This is a genomic window from Porphyromonas sp. oral taxon 275 (assembly GCF_018127745.1).
Taxonomy (GTDB): domain Bacteria; phylum Bacteroidota; class Bacteroidia; order Bacteroidales; family Porphyromonadaceae; genus Porphyromonas.
The window spans coordinates 602,003-620,719 of record NZ_CP072333.1 but is presented as its reverse complement, the minus strand read 5'-3'; the positions used below and the strand labels follow the sequence as shown (position 1 = coordinate 620,719).

Sequence of the window (18,717 nt, the reverse complement as noted above, 5' to 3'; positions counted from 1 at the left end):
CTACCAGCGTAGCCAGTAGATGAGGCGTAGGATCAAGGATAGGAGCACGAGCAAGAGAACGAGGTACTTCACGAGCTGAGGCCGTCCTGCCGCTTCAGCCTTCTCCGCTTCGGCCAAGGACTCCTGAGACGTTGACGCCTGCTCCTCTAGCTGTAGCTGCGAGACCGAGATACGCTCGTCCCAGCTCCGCACCGAGCTGCGTACAGCCCCTAGGAGCATGAGCTCTCTATAGTGCTGAGCGAGGTAAGCCTCGACTGTCGAGGCACGCTGCTCCAGGATGAAGTACCCAAGGTAGCCCCAGCGTGGCACCCCTGAGAGCTGGATCAGTACCGCTTCGTAGCCGATCGACTGGTAGAGCTTCGTAACCTCCGCACAGAGGTCTCCCCCCAGATCAAGGAGCAGACGATGGCCACCCTCTAGGTAGGCAGCGTCAGCCAGCTGTGCCCCTCGGAGGCTGACCTCATAGCGAGGTACACACGCGCAGCGATCGTAGCGATCGACGATGCGCTCTATGTAGGGCGGGTATACCAGCTCCTCCTCGGGGAGTAGCTGGGCCACGATCTCGCGCACCTCTTCCTCCGAGCTAATCCGCTCACGGGGAATGGCAGGGACAGGGATCAGTGGCGTGACAAAGATGCTATAGAGGTAGCTCTCTAGATCGCTGACCGGTCGGGTAGGCTCCGCCTCGGGGGCCTCATCGCTGATCGCCCCGAGCACCTCGTAGACGAAGACGAGCGTATCGGGATCGGGTGACGCTATGAAAGAGCTCGCATCATCCTCCAGTGTCACCCCTACAGGCCCCTCATCGGCAGGCCCCTCAGGCACTGTCGCCCCAGCTACGGGACTAGGGATAGTAGCCGAAGCAGCCACAGCGTCTGCCCCAGCCGCATCATCTGCCTTAGGCAGCCCCAGCCAGAAGGGATAGAGGACATAGGCCCAATGCCCGTAGTCATCGCTATAGTACGAGACCACGATGTAGGCGTCCTCATCGTCCCCAGGAGTGAAGCAGATTTCATCCTGTCTTAGGATGGTATAGAGCTTCAGACGATAACCTAGGCGCTCCTCGAGGGAGCTACGATCCTGCTCGAAGGGTAGGCCCACGATGAGGCTAGGCGCTGGCGAGCCGAAGTACTGAAGCGACAGCCGCGGGGCGGAACTATAGCCGCGCAGCAGGAGGTCCTTATAATCCATTAGCTATCGTTGGTAATTCGTAGCCCCCTAAGGGACACCTACACTATTCCTATCCATTACCAGAGCTCCACAGCACTCGTCGCTGGGGCTCCGTTCCACCGATCACAAGGCCGAGATAAGGCGCGTCGTAGAGGCTCTCTACCTTATACATAGGATACACGCAGCAGCCTGCGCTGGCTCTCTGTCCTCCCCCAACGGCGATGGGGATACCACGCAGCTCCGGATGATCATGATGCTCTACCGAGGCATAGAAGACATCCATATCGATGTGTATGATCTTGCGCATGAAGGAGGAAGACCTAAATAGACGGGGCTAAGACAGTCATCGAGCTCTACTCGGGACGCTTGGGGAAAGGACGGGTATACACCCAAGCCCACCAAAGGAAGAGAAGCTGGAAGGGGAGGCGGATCAAGGCTATCGTCGCACGAGGATCACCGAGCTCAGCTAGGTGTGTATAGGAGTAGATATTGGCCGGATAGACAGCGATCAGGAGTAGGATAATCCCCCAAGCCGACCAAACACGAAGCTGACTCTTGGGTCTGACCACCAGCCCTAGCCCAAGGAGGATCTCCGCGACACCACTTAGTGCGACCAAGGCTTCGTGAGCAGGCAGATAGTCTGGCATTATGCGGAGGTAGAAGTTAGGATTGACAAAGTGATTGACTCCTGCTAGGATATAGGAGATCCCACAGAGGTAATAGAAGAAGAAATAAAGACGGTACTTAAGCATACGTATAAATCTGATGGGAGAAAAGAATAGCCCCGCAGAAGACGAAGCTCTGCGGGGCTATGCTATAAGACGTGGTGAGCTTATTCAGCCTTGAGGGTAACGCGCTTGAAGGCAGTCACCGTGAGGCTCTTGCTCTGTGCCTGGAGGTACTGAGCGATCGTCAGCTTGTTGTCCTTGACGAAGAGCTGATCCAGGAGCGTGTTCTCCTTGTAGTACTTCTTCAGGGCACCCTGAGCGATCGTGTCTACGAGGTTGGCGGGCTTGCCTGCCTCGATAGCCTTCTCACGAGCAAGGGCGAGCTCACGCTCCTTGATCTCTGCGGGTACGTCCTCCTCGGTGATACCGACGGGAGCCATAGCAGCGATCTGCATAGCTACGTCGCGAGCGACCTGTGCATCGGTAGCCTCGTTGAAGGCAACGATGGTAGCCAGCATGTTACCGGGGTGTACGTAGGAGGTCGTGAAGGGGCCCTGGACGAACTCGTATACGCCGAGCTCCATCTTCTCACCAGAGACACCGCTGCGCTCGGTGATGTACTCCTGCACGCTACGGCCGTTCTCCAGCGTCGTAGCAAGGATCTCTTCCTTCGTCGCGCCCTTCTTGCTCTTGGCTACCTCGAGGATCGTCGAGACGAGCTTGATGAAGTCTTCGTTCTTAGCTACGAAGTCGGTCTCGCACTTTACGCCGACCATGACAGCGTAGTCGCCTTCGTGAGCTGCGAGGATGCAGCCTTCCTCAGCGTCGTGGTCACCACGCTTAGCAGCGATAGCCTGACCGCGCTTGCGGATCAGCTCGATCGCCTTCTCGAGATCGCCTTCGGCTTCTTCAATCGCCTTCTTGACATCAGAGAGGCCAGCACCGGTGAGGGCGCGGAGCTTCTTGATGCTTTCCATCAGTGCACTCATAATTGCAGTATGGGTATTGGGTTGTTACGTTACAATAGTTTTATGGGGGTAGAATAAGATCCGAGGACAAGCTGGAGCTTGCCGGCTTATCCTCGTCTCTTATTTTATGCTGCGTCCGCTCCCAGGCTAGCTGGGGCTACGTCAGAGGGGAGAGGACGGGCTTAGGCCTCCTCGCTGCTAGCAGCAGGAGCCGCCTTGCGAGCACGGCCGCGACCGCCGCCGATGCGCTTAGCGCCTTCGCCTTCTTCCTTTTCCTCGCCCTTACCTTCGGCCTTGCGTTCCTGCAGGCCTTCAGCGATCGCTGCACAGACAGCCGAGACGATGAGCTCGACAGCTGCCGTGGAGTCGTCGTTGGCAGGGATGACGTAGTCGATATTGCTAGGATCGCTATTGGTGTCCACAATAGCGAAGACGGGGATACCGAGACGATTAGCTTCAGCCACTGCGATGTGCTCCTTCATGACGTCTACGACGAAGAGGGCAGAGGGCAGGCGCTTCATGTCAGCGATAGAGCCGAGGGTGAGCTCGAGCTTGGCACGCTGGCGAGAGATCTGAAGCTTCTCACGCTTGGAGAGGTTATCAAAAGTACCATCAGCAGTCATCTTATCGATGGAGCTCATCTTGTTCACGGCCTTACGGATCGTGGCGAAGTTGGTGAGCATACCGCCGGGCCAGCGCTCGGTGACGTAGGGCATACCTACGGCCTTAGCGAGTTCGGAGACGGCGCCCTTGAGCTGCTTCTTGGTAGCGACGAAGAGGATCTTCTTGCCACCCTTAGCCATAGCCTTGGCGATTTCTGCTGCTTCGTCAACCTTAACAACAGTCTTGTGCAGGTCGATGATGTGGATATCGTTGCGCTCCATGAAGATGTATGGAGCCATAGCTGCGTTCCACTTGCGGGTCAGGTGACCGAAGTGTGCGCCAGCTTCGATGAGTTGGTCAAAGGAAACTCTTGACATGATTTCGTTTACGTTCTATAAATGTAACTGGATTACTTTCAACCGTCTGGTAGGACAGCCTCTCGGGCTCGAGGAGCAAGCTAGGCTGTAGCTCTAGGCGGTTTAGATACTAAACGCGAGATAAGTCGGATCAGGCGGCACACGCTAGGCAGCACACCTGGTGACCGATCTTAACGCTTGCTGAACTGGAAGCGCTTGCGTGCCTTGGGGCGACCTGGCTTCTTACGTTCGACGACACGGGAGTCACGCGTCAGGAAGCCTTCGGCACGGAGTGCAGGCTTGTCCTCGGCATTGATCTTGACCAGCGCACGAGCGATAGCCAGGCGAGCTGCTTCGCTCTGACCCTTGAAGCCACCACCCTTGAGGTTGATCTTGATGTCGTACTTCTCTACTACATCGAGGACCGACAGAGGCTGGCGGACGATGTACTGGAGGATAGAGGAGGGGAAGTAGGTAGCGATATCACGCTTGTTGATCGTGATCTTACCGCTACCAGCTGCTACGTATACACGAGCGACGGCGGCCTTGCGACGGCCAATAGCATTGATCATTTCCATCTGTCCTGAGTATTACTTGAGCGTGTTGATGTCGATGACGCGGGGCTGCTGAGCCTCATGCTTGTGCTCTGCGCCGTCATAGACGTAGAGGTTGTCGAGGATAGCTGCACCGAGGCGATTCTTAGGCAGCATACCCTTGACGACCTTGCGGAAGAGGCGATCAGAGCCCTTAGCCTGCAGGAAGCGGGGGCTGAAGCTGCGCTGACCACCAGGGTAGCCCGAGAACTTCAGGTAGACGCGATCATCCCACTTCTTACCCGTGAGGACGACCTTGTCGGCGTTGATGATGATGACGTTGTCGCCACAGTCGACGTGTGGCGTGAAGTTGGGCTTGTACTTACCGCGGAGGAGCTTAGCCACCTTGGAGCATACACGACCCAAGCTCTGACCCGCAGCGTCCACTACGACCCACTCCTTCTGAGCGGTCGCCTTGTTAGCTGAGACAGTCTTGAAACTTAGCGTGTCCATTACTTCTGTTGTTAATAATGATTAAGTTAGACAAACCCACGATCCACTCCTGCTTTGGATGACCATACAGCCGCCACGAGATCATACAGATTGGACACTGATCTCGCACGAGTGCGCCCTTCGCTTGGGGAAGAGCAGCCACCCTCAGTCGGCGGATTCGTAGGGGTACTATTTGATAAACAGCGCACAAAGATACAAAATTTCAAGCGCCCAGCAATAGCCTCCTCACAGCACCTGCCTAAGCCCCGCGACTTCCCCATCTTCGCCTTGCCCTCCAGCCTGGCTCAGCGGCACCTCCACATACACACCTGCCCTTCCAAACAATCCCCTCAAGTCGTCACAAGCAGCCCCTTAGCTAAGGCCTCCCTATCCCCCACCCCACGCGCCCCGAGCTCGGAGCACGCTGACCGATACCCCTCAGCCCGCCCACGGCTATCAGTCAGCCGCCTCACAGACGCCCCTCAGCTCGCTGACGGATATCCCTCAGCGAGCTCCCCCTTAGCTCACAGCTTACGTGGCGGGGGAACTTAGCCTCGGCACAGCCTTAGCGAGAGGCTCGAAGAACCCCAGCTAAGTAGTAGCATCCTTATCCAAGACGAGCAGCCAAGTAAAGCGGCAGAGCTATCCAGCGCAGCGGGAGAAGTCCCCTTATATATAGGTATAGGAGGCGCACAGAAGCGCGGAGACAAGACCGAAGCAAATCCGAGTAATCGCAGTATCTTTGTAGTAATAGTACCCCGCCTAGAGCGGTGATGGGTACACGATCACCCTTGTAACGCGTCGCAATGACAACACCCTACCCCAAATATCACCTCGCTGAGTACCCCCACCAGTTCCGCCTCCGCTACCCCAATAAACCCATGCTCCGCTACCACGACAAGGTCTCGGGGCGCTGGGTCAAGCTCTCGGGCGAACAGGTAGCCGACCGGTGTCTCGCTGCGGCTAAGGGCTTCGCCTGGCTCCAGCTCCAGCCTGGGGACAAGGTCAGCATCTACTCCCCGAACACCGTCGAGGGCATCGCTGCCGAGCTAGGGCTCTTCATGATGCGCGGCGTCTCGGTGCCGCTCTACGCCACGAGCACGCCCGAGCAGGTGCAGTTCGTCATCGAGGACGCCCAGGTAGCGACGATGTTCGTCGGCGGACAGTTCCAGTACAACAATGCCTACGAGGTGCAGCAGCGCTCCGAGGTCCTACGTCAGCTCATCATCATCGACCCCGAGGTCGTCCTTGCCCCAGGCGACACGACCAGCACGTACTACGATGAGTTCATCCGCCGCGGTGATGCCGTGGCCTATGAGAACAAGGCCAACGTCACCGCCAGCCAGGCGCTGGCGAGCGATCTAGCCGTCATCATCTACACCTCGGGCACCTCGGGGCGTAGCAAGGGCGTCCTGCTGCACCACAGCAACTTCATCGAGCAGATGTACGCGCACCAGCTGAAGTACCCCTTCATGTCGCCCCGCGACACCTCGATGTGCTTCCTCCCGCTCAATCACATCCTCGAGAAGGCCTGGTGCTACCTCTGCCTCAGCATGGGCTGCTGCGTAGCTGTACTGAGCGACCCCAAGAAGATCCTCGAGGCCCTACCCGAGGTGCGCCCCACGATGATGAGCAATGTACCCCGCTTCTGGGAGAAAGTCTACGCTGGCGTACAGCAGAAGATCGAGCAGTCCCCCCGCCCCATCCGTGGGATCATGCGCCACGCGATACGCATCGGGGAGCGCTACTTCTTCGACTATGTCAACGAGGGCAAGCGCCCTCCGCTGTGGCTCAATGCCCTCTTCAAGCTCTATGACCACACCCTCTTCATGAAGGTCAAGCAGGCCATAGGCATACAGCGCGGCAAGTTTTTCCCCACGGCTGGCGCTGCACTCTCGGTAGAGATCTACCGCTTCATGCGCTCGATTGGCGTGCCCATCTGCCTCGGCTACGGCCTCTCAGAGAGCACGGCCACGGTCAGCTCCTGCCCGCTGGTAGGCTTCGACCCGACGAGTATCGGGACCATCATGCCCACCCTACAGGTGCGCATCGATCCTGAGACAAGCGAAATCCTCATCAAGGGGCCCAGCGTGATGCAGGGCTACTACAATAATGAGGAGGCCAACGCAGAGGCCTTCACCGAGGACGGCTACTTCCGCACTGGAGACGCTGGTCGCCTGGAGGGTGACGTCCTCTACTTCACCGAGCGCCTCAAGGACCTCTTCAAGACCGCCAACGGGAAGTACATCGCCCCACAGATGCTGGAGGGGATGCTTACCCTAGACCCCATCATCGAGCAGGTAGCCATCATCGGCGACGGCTACAAGTTCGTCAGTGCGCTGATCTACCCCAACTGGGAGCTGCTCAGGCGCGAGGCCGAGGCCCGCGGGGTCGATATGACGCAGAGCGATGTGGCTCTGGCGGGCGACCACGAGGTACATCGACTGATGACCACCCACATCGAGCAGGCGCTGAGCACGGTGGCTCAGTACGAGAAGGTCAAGCGCTTCGTCCTGCTCACCGAGCCCTTTAGCCTCGAGCGAGGCGAGCTAACCAACACGCTCAAGATCCGCCGCAAGGTCATCAACGAGCACTTCGCCGAGGCCATCGCTGGCCTATATGCCGAATAGCCCCAGCTGCTGCGTTAGCTACATACATTATATATAGACCCACAAAGACTAAGACATACCCAAGATGAACTATTGGTTTGAATGCAAGGTGTCCTACGAGCGACAGACGGACAACCTAGGTACGGCTAAGGTATCAGAGAGCTACCTGGTAGATGCCCTCAGCTTCACAGAGGCAGAGAAGCGCATCATCGAGGAGGTGACCCCCTTCGCAGCCATCGGCGGCGGCGACCTCGAGGTGGTGAACATACGCCGCGCACGCATCGCGGAGCTCTTCCTCAGCGAGGACCCAGACCACGACCGCTACTACCGCGCCAAGGTGAACTTCGTCACCGTCGACGAGAAGAGCGGCAAGGAGAAGCGTACCGCCGCACAGATGATCGTCAAGAGCGACAGCCTACAGGGAGCCGTCAAGGAGCTCACCGCCCAGATGGACGGACAGCTCTCGGCCTATGAGCTCGCCTCGATCACCGAGACGCAGATCATGGACGTCTACCAGTATGTAGCACCAGCCAAGGATGCTAAGTAAAGACGAACTAGCCGCACGACTCAGCGAAGTCCGCGCAAGCCTCGCAGGGCGCGCCGAGCTGGTGGCGGTATCGAAGTTCCACCCCGCCGACTACGTACGCCTCAGCTACGAGCTGGGGCAGCGCCTCTTCGGCGAGAGCCGCGTGCAGGAGCTCGTGGCCAAGCATGAGGCCCTTGCCGCCGACTGCCCTGACATCGTCTGGCACTTCATCGGCCCCCTACAGACCAATAAGGTCAAGTACCTCGCCCCCTTCATCCACATGATCGAGAGCGTGACCTCCGAGCGACTCCTCGAGGAGATCAACCGCCAGGGGCAGCGCGTGGGCCGTCGTATCCCCATCCTCCTCGAGGTCTACGTGGCCGAGGAGGAGACCAAGAGCGGCTTCAGCCCCGAGAAGCTCCTGCAGCTCGTCGAGCGCATCCACCACGAGCCCGAGCACTACCGAGGCATCGAGCTACGCGGACTGATGGCTATGGCCAGCAATACCGAGGACAGCGCCCAGGTACGGGGCGAATTTGCCCGAGTGGCCGAGCTCCACGCACAGCTCCTCCGCTCGGGGTGGGTCGACAGCGAGCGCTTCACCATCCGCTCCATGGGCATGAGTGGGGACTACCCCCTAGCCCTAGAGGAGGGCGCCACGCACGTACGTATCGGCTCGGCACTCTTCGGGGAGCGGCACTGAGGTGTCCTGCTCCTCACTTTATATACAGCTAATAGACCTCTCACCTATGCGTCTACTACATAGAGCTAGCCTCGCGCTGCTCTCCCTAGCCTGCATCCTCCCCCTCAGCGCGCAGCGCCCAGCCCAAGCAGGACAACAAGTTCAACTACATGCAGGCGATCGACGTCCTCGGCTCGTCGATGGCGCTGCTGGACCGCTACTTCGTCGACAGCGTCGACCTCAAGCAGCTCAGCCGCCTCGGGCTGGCGAGCATGCTCGAGAGCCTCGACCCCTACACGGAGTACTACTCTGCGGAGGACAACGACAAGCTCCGCCTCATGACCACAGGCGAATATGGCGGCATTGGCTCCATCATCTCGCAGCGCCCCGACAGCACCATCATCATCAACAGCCCTATGGAGGGCATGCCTGCAGCTAAGGTAGGGCTCAAGGCAGGGGACATCATCCTCGAGGTCGACGGCAAGGACTTCCGCCGCTCCACCAGCGAGCTGGTGAGCGCGGCCCTCAAGGGCAGCCCCGGAAGCAAGATCACCATCCTCGTGCAACGCCCAGGGGCGCCCAAGCCCCAGCTCTTCTCCTTCAAACGTGAGCAGGTGCAGGTCAACCCCGTGCCCTACTACGGGATCGTGGGTAAGGACTACGGCTACATCGCGCTGACGAGCTTCCCCAACACCGCTGCCGAGGAGGTCAAGCGCGCCCTCCTTGACCTCAAGGGACGCAAGGCACTCAAGGGCCTCATCCTCGACCTACGTGGCAACGGCGGGGGCCTCATCGACGAGGCGATCAAGATCGTGAACTTCTTCGTCCCCGCGGGACAGGTCGTCGTGACCACCCGCGGACGTGCCCTATCCACCCGACAGGAGATGACCTACCGGACCTCCGCCAAGCCCCTAGACACGGAGCTGCCGCTGGTCGTCCTCATCGACGGCTCCTCAGCCTCCGCCTCCGAGATCGTCAGTGGCGCGCTGCAGGATATGGACCGCGCCGTCGTGATGGGTCAGAAGAGCTACGGCAAGGGGCTTGTGCAGACGACGATGCAGCTCCCTTACGACGGCACGATCAAGCTGACGACGGCCAAGTACTATATTCCCAGCGGTCGCTGCATCCAGCGTATCAACTACCGCTCGGTACGTGAGGGCAAGGGCGAGCAGGTCACGCCCGACAGCCTGACGCAGGTCTTCCACACGCGGGCAGGCCGTGAGGTACGTGACGCTGGGGGGATCCTCCCCGACGTCAAGGTCACGGCGGACAGCCTGCCCACGATGCTCTTCTACCTGACCTATAATAATGATGCCTTCGACTGGGTCACGCGCTACACGCAGCAGCACAAGACCATCGCCTCACCCCTAGAGTTCCGTCTCAGCGCCGCGGACTATGCCGACTTCTCCCAGTACATGATCGACAAGAAGTTCGACTACGACCGTCAGAGCAGCAAGGAGCTGAAGCGACTGGAGGACCTAGCTAAGTTCGAGGGCTACTACGAGCGTACCAAGGCGGAGTTCGAGCGCCTCAAGACGCTGCTCGTCCCCGACCTCAAGCACGACCTTGACTACCACAAGGCCGCCATCGAGCGCCAGCTGACGACGAGCATCCTTACCCGCTACTACTACGACCGTGGAGCTCGCGAGCGTGGCGTGACGGAGGATAAGGTCATCGCCGAGGGCCTCAAACTCCTGGCCGACGGCACGCGCTACCGCCAGCTCCTTAGTCCCCCAGCAAAGAAGTAGCATGAAGAAGATCTTTTGCCCCAAGTGTGACAACCCCATCGTCCTGACGGCAGAGCGCCTGCGCCAGCTGCGTGAGCGCGGTGAGGAGCGCTTCTCCATCGTCTGCCCCAGCTGCACGCATCAGCTCAACCTCAAGCTACGTCTCCCCAAGGAGGAGGGCAAGCAGCCCCGCCCTGAGCGTGAGAGCGTGGGGCACCTGCTGGTGGTGGAGAACGGCTTCGGCTACAAGCAGACCTTCCCCCTATACCTAGGAGTCAACCGCATCGGCCGCCGCAACAAGGACACCGAGACCGACATCCCCATCATCACGGGCGACCCCAGTATGGACAGGCATCACGCCATCATCAAGGTCACCCAGGGCAAGACGGGCACCCTACGCTTCGCCCTCTCCGACGACGATAGCCACGTGGGCACCTTCGTCTCCGGGCAGATCCTCGGCCCCCGCGAGTCGGTCTATCTCCAGAGTGGCGACGTCATCACCCTCGGTGCCACCAGCATCATCTTCAGCGATCAGCCCCTCGAGGAGGAGGCCGACATCAGCTGATCTCCCCCTATCACTACCCTAAAGTACAGCAGTATCATGAGCCAGATCAAGGAATTCATCCAGCAGCACCAGGCACGCTTCCTCGAGGACCTCTTCGCCCTCATCCGTATCCCCAGCGTCAGCGCCAAGAGCGAGCACAAGAGCGATATGCAGCGCTGTGCCGAGCACTGGCGTGACCATCTCCGCAGCCTCGGCGTCCAGACCGTGGAGATCTACCAGACGGCGGGCAACCCCATTGTCTTCGGGCACTACGAGCTCGACCCCAAGCTCCCCACCATCCTCGTCTATGCCCACTACGACGTCATGCCCCCCGAGCCCCTCGAGCTATGGAAGAGCGAACCCTTCGCCCCCGAGGTACGCGACGGCCACATCTGGGCACGTGGCGCCGACGACGACAAGGGTCAGTCGATGATCCAGGTCAAGGGCTTCGAGACGGCACTAGCGCTTGGGCTGGTACGCTGCAATGTGAAGTTCCTCTTCGAGGGCGAGGAGGAGATCGGCTCGACGCACCTGGAGCAGTTCTGCCGCGAGCACCTCGAGATGCTGCGCGCAGACAACATCATCGTCTCCGACACCAGTATGGTCAGCGCCGAGACGCCCTCGCTCACCACGGGGCTACGCGGGCTAGCCTACTGGCAGATCGAGGTGACGGGTGCCAACCACGACCTGCACTCGGGTCACTTCGGCGGTGCGGTGGCCAATCCCATCAACGAGCTCTGCAAGCTCATCGCCCAGGTGCAGGACGCCGATGGGCGCATCACCATCCCCCACTTCTATGACGCGGTCGTCGACCTGACGGACGAGGAGCGCGCCATGATCGCCCAGATCCCCTTCGACGAGGAGCAGTACAAGAAGTTCCTCGACGTCGATGCCCTCTTCGGCGAGAAGGGCTACCACACGCTGGAGCGCAATAGCTGCCGCCCTAGCTTCGACGTCTGCGGCATCTGGGGCGGCTATCAGGGCGAAGGCTCCAAGACCGTCCTCCCCTCCAAGGCCTACGCCAAGGTCTCCTGCCGCCTCGTGGCGAACCAGGATCACCACCAGGTGAGCCAGGCCTTCATCGACTACATCAAAAGCATCGCACCTAAGTACGTCCGCGTCGAGGTCACCCCGATGCACGGTGGCGAGGCCTACCTCTGCCCCATCGACCTACCCGCCTACAAGGCTGCTGAGGAGGCTGTAGGCGTGGCCTTCGGCAAGCGCCCGCTAGCCGTACGCCGTGGCGGGAGCATCCCCATCATCGCGGCCTTCGAGCGCGTCTTCGGTATCAAGACCATCCTCATGGGCTTCGGGCTGGAGAGCAACGCTATCCACTCGCCCAATGAAAACATGCCGCTCGATGTCTTCTACAAGGGCATCGAGGCCGTCGCCGAGTTCTACAAGATCTATCCCCAGCACTAGTGCCTATGTCCCTACTCATCAAGCAGGTGCTCCTGGAGGACCAGATCACCGATATCCTCATCGAGGGCAAGTACATCAAGCGTATCGCCCCACACATCGATCCTCCCGAGGGCGCCGAGATCCTCAGCGGCCGTGACAAGGCCGCCATCCCGGGCTTCATCAACACGCATACCCATGCGGCGATGACCCTCTTCCGCGGCTATGGGGACGACCTGCCACTGATGGAGTGGCTGCAGGACTACATCTGGCCCGTGGAGGCCAAGATGACCGAGCATGACGTCTATGTAGGGGCGAAGCTCGCCTGCCTCGAGATGCTCCGCTCGGGGACGACCTGCTTCCTCGACATGTACATGTACCCTATGGAGACGGCACGCGCCGTCGAGGAGCTCGGCCTCAGAGCCCACCTCTCCTACACGCTCTTCGACCAGGGCGGAGCGGAGCGTGCAGCCCTCGATCGCAAGCGTAGCTACGAGTACTATGAGGCCTTCAAGGGGCTCAGTGACCGCGTGACTTTCACCCTCGGGCCACATGCCATCTATACCGTCAGCGGGGAGCAACTGCAGTTCTGTCACCGCTTTGCCGTAGAGCATGACGTCAAGATCAACCTGCATCTGGCGGAGACCAAGGGCGAGGTCGACGACTGTATCCGCCTGCACGGCACCACCCCTGTGCGCTACCTCCACCAGCTCGGCATCCTCAGCCCGCACCTCGTCATCGCCCATGTCGTGTGGGTCGACGATGAGGAGATGGACCTACTGGCCGAACATGGCGTCAGCGTCGTGCACAATCCCGCCTCCAACATGAAGCTCTGCAGCGGCTACACCTTCAAGTACGAGGAGATGAAGCGCCGTGGTATCAAGCTCGGGATCGGGACCGATGGCTGCTCCTCGTCGAACAACCTCGACATGGTCATCGCCATGAAGCTCGCGTCGCTCCTCGGGAAGGCCTGGCGCTTCAGCCCCACGGCGACGAAGGCTGCCGACATCTACCACTCGGCGACCGTCGGTGGTGCCGAGATCCTCGGCCTCAAGGCTGGAAAGATCGCTGAGGGGATGCTCGCCGACCTCTCGCTCGTAGACCTCAACGTCCCCGAACTCGTGCCGCTGAATAACCTTACCTCCAATCTCGTCTACGCCACCTCAGGCTCGAGCTGCGTCGATACAGTCATCATCGACGGCGTCATCCGCATGCGTCACCGCCACGTCCCCGGGCAGGAGCAGATCATCGCCGAGGCTCGGGAGGTCGCGGATCGCCTCTTCGGGCGCAAGTAGCCCCTTACCCACACCTCTATAAAAGGCCCTCGCCCCCAGCAGCCGCGACTGCTGGGGGCGAGGGCCTTTATTATGGGATCGAAGTGCGAGCGACGCGGAGGGACGCTCCTGAGGGATATCAGTCAGCAGGCTGAGGGTCGTCAGTCACACGCCTGAGGGATATCCGTCAAGACGCTGAGGGATATCCCTCACGGCGGCTAGGTCGAAGCTGTGAGCTCGCCGCGCCTTCGTGCAGCGCTTGCTCATGAGGCTTGAGCAAGGCGTCACGGCTTCCGTGCAAGCGGGCTTGCGGCCTGCCCAGCGAAGCCTTCTTCCTCACTGAGCGCTGGTTTACTTCGCAGCGAAGCCACCCTAGACGGCTGGGAGATTCATCCCCGTCAGGCGGCGGTAGAGGTCTAGGGCATAGAGGTCGGTCATGCCCGAGATGTAGTCCAGGGCACACTGCACCTTGCCGTAGAGCGTCGTCTGCGCCGTGTCGTACTGGCTGCTGACGCGGCTGAGGAGTGTGCGGCTGTAGAGGTGATCGGGCTGCTCCATAGCCTTAATCAGTTCGTCCAGGAGGGCCGAGAAGATGCGATGCCCTGCCAGCTCGACATCTACCACCTCGCGGGCACGATAGATACGGGCACGTGCGACCTCCGAGCAAGCCTCGTAGGCACGGCGCGTATGTGGGGAGGTGAGCTGGATGAGCGGCTCGGCGAGGGTGCCTGCCAGCAGTGCCCCCTCGCAGTCGAGGAAGGCCGCAGCACACTCCTCGACCAGCAGGTTGATGACCTTGCTCCTCAGGTAGCCGAGGCGTTCATTATCATCCCCTATCGTACGGCAGACGGCGTGGACGTCTCGGAGCTCCTCCTCAGTGAAGAAGGCCTCCAATAGGCTCGTCGCCTCGCTGTAGGGCAGCAGGTGGAGCTTCGACGCATCCTCTATATCCATGATCTGATAGCAGATATCATCGGCCGCCTCGACGAGGAAGACCAGCGGATGACGGACATAGCTCAGCGGCGCCGTGGAGCGCTGGATGAGCCCAAGCGTACCTGCGACCTCGCGCATCGTCTCCTCTTCGCTCTGGAAGAAGCCGAACTTGCCCTTCGTTCCCGCCTGCTCCGAGCTGTAGGGGTACTTCACCGTGCTGGCGAGCGTGCTGTAGGTGAGGGCGAAGCCCCCCTCGCGGCGCCCGCGGAACTGATGCGTCAGGAGGCGGAAGGTATTGGCATTGCCCTCGAAGTGGACAAAGTCCTCCCAGCGCCCCCCCTCGGCGCGCACCTGATCCTCCAGCCTACGCCCAGCGCCCTCAGTGAAGTAGGCGCTGATGGCACGCTCCCCACTGTGCCCGAAGGGCGGATTACCCATATCATGTGCCAGTGAGGCCGCGCTGACGATGGCGCTTAGCCCCGAGCGCAGCGGCACCTCGCGTGCCTCGGGATGACGCTCGGCGAGGCAGTCGCCGACCAGCGAACCGAGCGAGCGCCCGAGGCAGCTGACCTCGAGGCTATGCGTCAGTCGGTTGTGGACGAAGACCTTGCCCGGGAGGGGGAAGACCTGGGTCTTATTCTGCAGACGACGGAAGGGCGGCGAGAAGACGAGGCGGTCATAGTCGCGCTCGAAGTCGCTGCGGGCGATGGAGCGCGAGGCGGGGCGGCTGCTGGCACTCGCACCAAGCCGCCGATCAGAGAGTAACTGTTCCCAAAGCATAAGCGTGGTGACTAAGGGGCCTAGCGGCGGCGTGTGAGGAGCTGCTTGGCGTAGTAGATGACGCGCAGGACGAGCGCAGCCGTCCCGAGCGCCTGGAAGAGCAGAGGCTGCGTGTGGCGGTAGAGGAAGAAGGCCACGAGCGCTCCGCCTGCTAGGATGAAGAACCAGAGGGTAAGCGCCGTGTCTATGCGATCGTGCTGAGGGCGCTGACTAGGGGTAGGCATAGTGTATAGCGGGTGAGATGATGGATGTGGAGTAAAGAGCTAGAGCCCACGCTCGGCCGCAGCTCGCTGCGGCGTGAGGCGTAGGCTCTAGCACTGTAGGGAGGATGGGGGAGACTAGCTGATGCTGTCGAGCGTCTTCTTGAGCTCGATCTCCTCGTAGGCCTCGATGATATCGCCGACCATGATGTCGTTGTAGCCCTCGATATTGAGACCACACTCCTGACCCATGACGACCTCCTTAGCATCGTCCTTGTAGCGCTTGAGCGAGCCGAGCTCCCCAGCATACTTGACGATCCCGTCGCGGATGAGGCGGATCTTGTTGTTGCGCTTGATCTTCCCATCGATGACCATACAGCCAGCGATCGTGCCGACCTTGGTGATCTTGAAGGTCTGCTGTACCTCGAGGTTGGCCACGATGTTCTCCTTGATCTCGGGCGAGAGCATCCCCTCCATAGCGGACTTGATGTCCTCGATCGTATCGTAGATGATGGAGTAGGTACGGATCTCGACGCCCTCACGGTCCGCTAGGCGACGTGCGGCCTGGCTGGGACGCACCTGGAAGCCCAGGATGATCGCCGATGAGGCCGAGGCCAGCACGACATCGCTCTCGGAGATCTGACCGACGCCCTTGTGGATGACGTTGACCTGGATCTCCTGGGTGGAGAGACGGATGAGGCTGTCGGAGAGCGCTTCGATCGAGCCGTCCACGTCGCCCTTGATGATGACGTTGAGCTCCTGGAAGTTGCCCAAAGCGCGGCGACGCGCCAGTTCGTCCAGCGTAAGGCCCTTCTTGGTACGGTTGTCCTGCTCGCGCTTGAGCTGCTCACGCTTGCTGGCGATGCTGCGGGCCTCCTGCTCGCTCTCCATGACGTTGAAGGTCTCACCAGCCGTAGGTGCGCCATCGAGCCCGAGGATCAGCACGGGTTCGCTGGGTCCAGCCTTCATGACCTTCTGGTCACGCTCGTTGAACATCGCCTTGACACGCCCGTAGTGGGTACCGGCGAGCACGACGTCGCCCTGAGCCAGCGTACCGTTCTGCACGAGGATCTTGGCTACGTAGCCGCGGCCCTTGTCCAGCGAAGACTCGATGATCGAGCCCACAGCGCGGCGCTTGGGGTTGGCCTTCAGCTCGAGGAGCTCGGCCTCCAGCAGCACCTTCTCCAAGAGGGCGTCGATATTGAGCCCCTGCTTGGCGGAGATCTCCTGGCACTGGTACTTACCGCCCCACTCCTCTACGAGGTAGTTCATCGCAGCCAGCTGCTCGCGGATGCGGTCGGGGTTGGCAGCGGGCTTATCCACCTTATTGATGGCGAAGACAATGGGTACACCTGCAGCCGCAGCGTGGTTGATCGCCTCCTTGGTCTGAGGCATCACATCGTCATCAGCCGCGACGATGATGATGGCGATATCGGTCACCTTGGCACCACGAGCACGCATAGCGGTGAAGGCCTCGTGACCTGGGGTATCGAGGAAGGTGATACGCTTGCCACCTGCGAGCGTGAGGGCATAGGCCCCGATGTGCTGCGTGATCCCCCCTGCCTCACCAGCGATGACGTTGGTCTTGCGGAGGTAGTCGAGCAGCGAGGTCTTCCCATGGTCGACGTGTCCCATAACGGTGACGATCGGCGGACGCGTGACGAGGTCCTCTTCGCTATCGGGCTCATCGTCCTGATTGACGGCCTCGACGACCTCAGCACTGACGAAGTCGGTCTTGAAGCCGAACTCCTCAGCGACCATCTCAATGGTCTCAGCGTCGAGACGCATATTGATGGAGACCATCAGCCCGATGCTCATGCAGGTACCGATGACCTGCGTCACGGGGACGTCCATCATGCTCGCCAGGTCGCTCACGGTGACGAACTCGGTGAGCTTGAGCGTCATGCTCTCCTCCTGGCTGCGCTCCTGCGCGTCCAGTGCTGCCGAGCGGGCAGCGTCACGCTTGTCACGGCGGTACTTGGCCGACTTAGCGCCCTGCTGGTTCTTACCCTGCAGGCGTGCCAGCGTCTCCTTGACCTGACGCTGTACGTCCTCATCGGTGACGGGCGCCTTCTGCTGGGGCTGCTGGTTCTGTCGCTTTGCCTTACGGCCCAGCTTCTGCTCTGTAGCACCCTGACCTGGGCGATTAGCCCCACGACCGTTGGGATCTGCGGAGCGACCACCCTGCGCACCCGGGCCCTGGGCGGGCTTCTTAGCTCCCTGCGTCTTGGCACTTAGCTCGGCAGCCTTGGCAGCCTCGGCCTTGACGTCGACGGGGTTCTTGCCTACGCGAGCGCGCTTGCGGTTCTTATCGGTCTTGCTCTTCTTGGAGGGACGCGTGTTGTCATTGATCGCGGAAAGGTCGATCTTACCTACGACGTTGAAGCTGATGCCTGCGCTAGGCGTCGAGGGACGGAAGATCTCGGGCTCACGCTCGGTAGGCACTTCGTCGGCGGGCTGCTCTGCGGCGGGTGCTGCAAGACTGGGCTCGGGCTTTGCTTCGGCCTTGGGCGCTTCCTCTACCTTAGCGGCAGGGGCAGCGGGCTCGGGCTGTACGGCCACGGGCTCAGGCTTGGCCTCGGCCTTAGGCTCGGCCTTGGGTGCTTCCTCTACCTTAGCGGCAGGAGCAGCGGGCTCGGGCTGTGCGGCCACGGGCTCAGGCTTGACCTCGGCCTTAGGCTCTGCCTTGGGTGCTTCCTCCACCTTAGCGGCGGGAGCTGCAGGCGCGGGCTGTGGGGTGGGCTCGGGCTTCACTTCGGCCTTCGGAGCCTCGACCTTAGGCGCGGGGGCTGCGGGCTCGGACTTCTGGATGGAGCCGTCGGCAGCTAGCTTACCGACGACCTTGAGGCCTTGGCGGCGGCTAGGCTCGGGAGCGGGCTGGGGCGCCTCTTCCTTGGCTGGAGCGGCAGGCTGCTCGGGCGCGGGGGCTGGAGCCGCTGCGGGCTCAGCCTTGGGCGCACCGCCCTGCAGCTCGGTGATCAGTTCGTCGATCTGCGTCTTGTTCATCCCCTTGCCATGCTCCTGGATGAGCTGAAGGGCGACATCTACGGGCACGCGGCTATTGGGGTTGATATTGTCGGCGCCTGGCACATTGCGCTTCTCGAGGGATGTCCTGAAGGAGTTCATCCCTACGTTGAGCTTCTTGGCCAGGGTGAAGAGCTTAATTTCTTTTGGCATGTATATCTATTCCTCTTGTTATATGGTGACTCATCGGCTGCACTGGGCAGCTCCCCTACTCTCTATGGGTGTCTCTA

Annotated in this window: 16 protein-coding genes and 1 pseudogene; 7 read left to right on the top strand and 10 right to left on the bottom strand. The window is 60.7% G+C overall.

The annotated features are described in order from the left end of the window. From J4862_RS02465 to rplM, 7 genes and pseudogenes are all read right to left on the bottom strand, one after another. The gene (locus J4862_RS02465; RefSeq protein ID WP_211789163.1) at positions 1-1,191 is read right to left on the bottom strand and encodes a hypothetical protein; all 1,191 of its coding nucleotides are present in this window, start codon (positions 1,189-1,191) and stop codon (positions 1-3) included. Between the two features lie 190 nt (positions 1,192-1,381). Beyond that, a pseudogene (locus J4862_RS02460) lies at positions 1,382-1,477 on the bottom strand (hypothetical protein); the annotation flags it as partial. Between the two features lie 46 nt (positions 1,478-1,523). Then, positions 1,524-1,922, bottom strand: a complete 399-nt coding sequence (locus tag J4862_RS02455) for a DoxX family protein (protein ID WP_211789162.1) — start codon at positions 1,920-1,922, stop codon at positions 1,524-1,526. Positions 1,923-2,002: 80 nt separating this feature from the next. Then, a complete protein-coding gene (gene tsf / locus J4862_RS02450; protein ID WP_211789161.1) occupies positions 2,003-2,827 on the bottom strand; it encodes a translation elongation factor Ts in 825 nt (274 codons plus the stop codon). 161 nt (positions 2,828-2,988) lie between these two features. Then, positions 2,989-3,786 carry a 30S ribosomal protein S2 gene (gene rpsB / locus J4862_RS02445; RefSeq protein WP_211789160.1) on the bottom strand — a complete coding sequence of 266 codons (798 nt, stop codon included), beginning with the start codon at positions 3,784-3,786 and terminating at the stop codon, positions 2,989-2,991. Between the two features lie 170 nt (positions 3,787-3,956). Continuing rightward, complete coding sequence (rpsI, locus tag J4862_RS02440; protein ID WP_211789159.1) at positions 3,957-4,343, bottom strand: 30S ribosomal protein S9; 387 nt, start codon at positions 4,341-4,343, stop codon at positions 3,957-3,959. Between the two features lie 12 nt (positions 4,344-4,355). Then, entirely contained in the window at positions 4,356-4,811 is a 456-nt protein-coding gene (rplM, locus tag J4862_RS02435; protein ID WP_211789158.1) for a 50S ribosomal protein L13, read from the bottom strand. Positions 4,812-5,596: 785 nt separating this feature from the next. Here rplM and J4862_RS02430 point away from each other — a divergent pair. The 7 genes from J4862_RS02430 (at position 5,597) to J4862_RS02400 (ending at position 13,571) form a co-directional block, all read left to right on the top strand. Then, the gene (locus J4862_RS02430; protein ID WP_211789157.1) at positions 5,597-7,420 is read left to right on the top strand and encodes a long-chain fatty acid--CoA ligase; all 1,824 of its coding nucleotides are present in this window, start codon (positions 5,597-5,599) and stop codon (positions 7,418-7,420) included. Positions 7,421-7,484: 64 nt separating this feature from the next. Continuing rightward, positions 7,485-7,946, top strand: coding sequence for a DUF4494 domain-containing protein (locus J4862_RS02425; protein ID WP_211789156.1), 462 nt, complete (start codon positions 7,485-7,487; stop codon positions 7,944-7,946). Then, positions 7,936-8,628, top strand: a complete 693-nt coding sequence (locus tag J4862_RS02420; RefSeq protein WP_211789155.1) for a YggS family pyridoxal phosphate-dependent enzyme — start codon at positions 7,936-7,938, stop codon at positions 8,626-8,628. The genes J4862_RS02425 and J4862_RS02420 overlap by 11 nt, the downstream gene beginning before the upstream one ends. A gap of 149 nt (positions 8,629-8,777) precedes the next feature. After that, entirely contained in the window at positions 8,778-10,355 is a 1,578-nt protein-coding gene (locus J4862_RS02415; protein WP_211789154.1) for a S41 family peptidase, read from the top strand. A gap of 1 nt (position 10,356) precedes the next feature. After that, positions 10,357-10,899 (top strand): FHA domain-containing protein, encoded by a 543-nt coding sequence (locus J4862_RS02410; protein WP_211789153.1) that lies wholly within the window; start codon positions 10,357-10,359, stop codon positions 10,897-10,899. Positions 10,900-10,935: 36 nt separating this feature from the next. Continuing rightward, positions 10,936-12,300, top strand: coding sequence for a dipeptidase (locus J4862_RS02405; RefSeq protein WP_211789152.1), 1,365 nt, complete (start codon positions 10,936-10,938; stop codon positions 12,298-12,300). Between the two features lie 5 nt (positions 12,301-12,305). Beyond that, positions 12,306-13,571, top strand: a complete 1,266-nt coding sequence (locus J4862_RS02400) for an amidohydrolase (protein WP_211789151.1) — start codon at positions 12,306-12,308, stop codon at positions 13,569-13,571. Positions 13,572-13,922: 351 nt separating this feature from the next. On the opposite strand, the gene dgt is transcribed toward J4862_RS02400, so the two are convergent. From dgt to infB, 3 genes are all read right to left on the bottom strand, one after another. Next, positions 13,923-15,263, bottom strand: coding sequence for a dGTP triphosphohydrolase (gene dgt / locus J4862_RS02395; RefSeq protein WP_211789150.1), 1,341 nt, complete (start codon positions 15,261-15,263; stop codon positions 13,923-13,925). Positions 15,264-15,283: 20 nt separating this feature from the next. Beyond that, positions 15,284-15,487, bottom strand: a complete 204-nt coding sequence (locus tag J4862_RS02390; protein WP_211789149.1) for a hypothetical protein — start codon at positions 15,485-15,487, stop codon at positions 15,284-15,286. Positions 15,488-15,601: 114 nt separating this feature from the next. After that, positions 15,602-18,640, bottom strand: a complete 3,039-nt coding sequence (gene infB, locus J4862_RS02385; protein WP_211789148.1) for a translation initiation factor IF-2 — start codon at positions 18,638-18,640, stop codon at positions 15,602-15,604. Positions 18,641-18,717 lie beyond the last annotated feature (77 nt).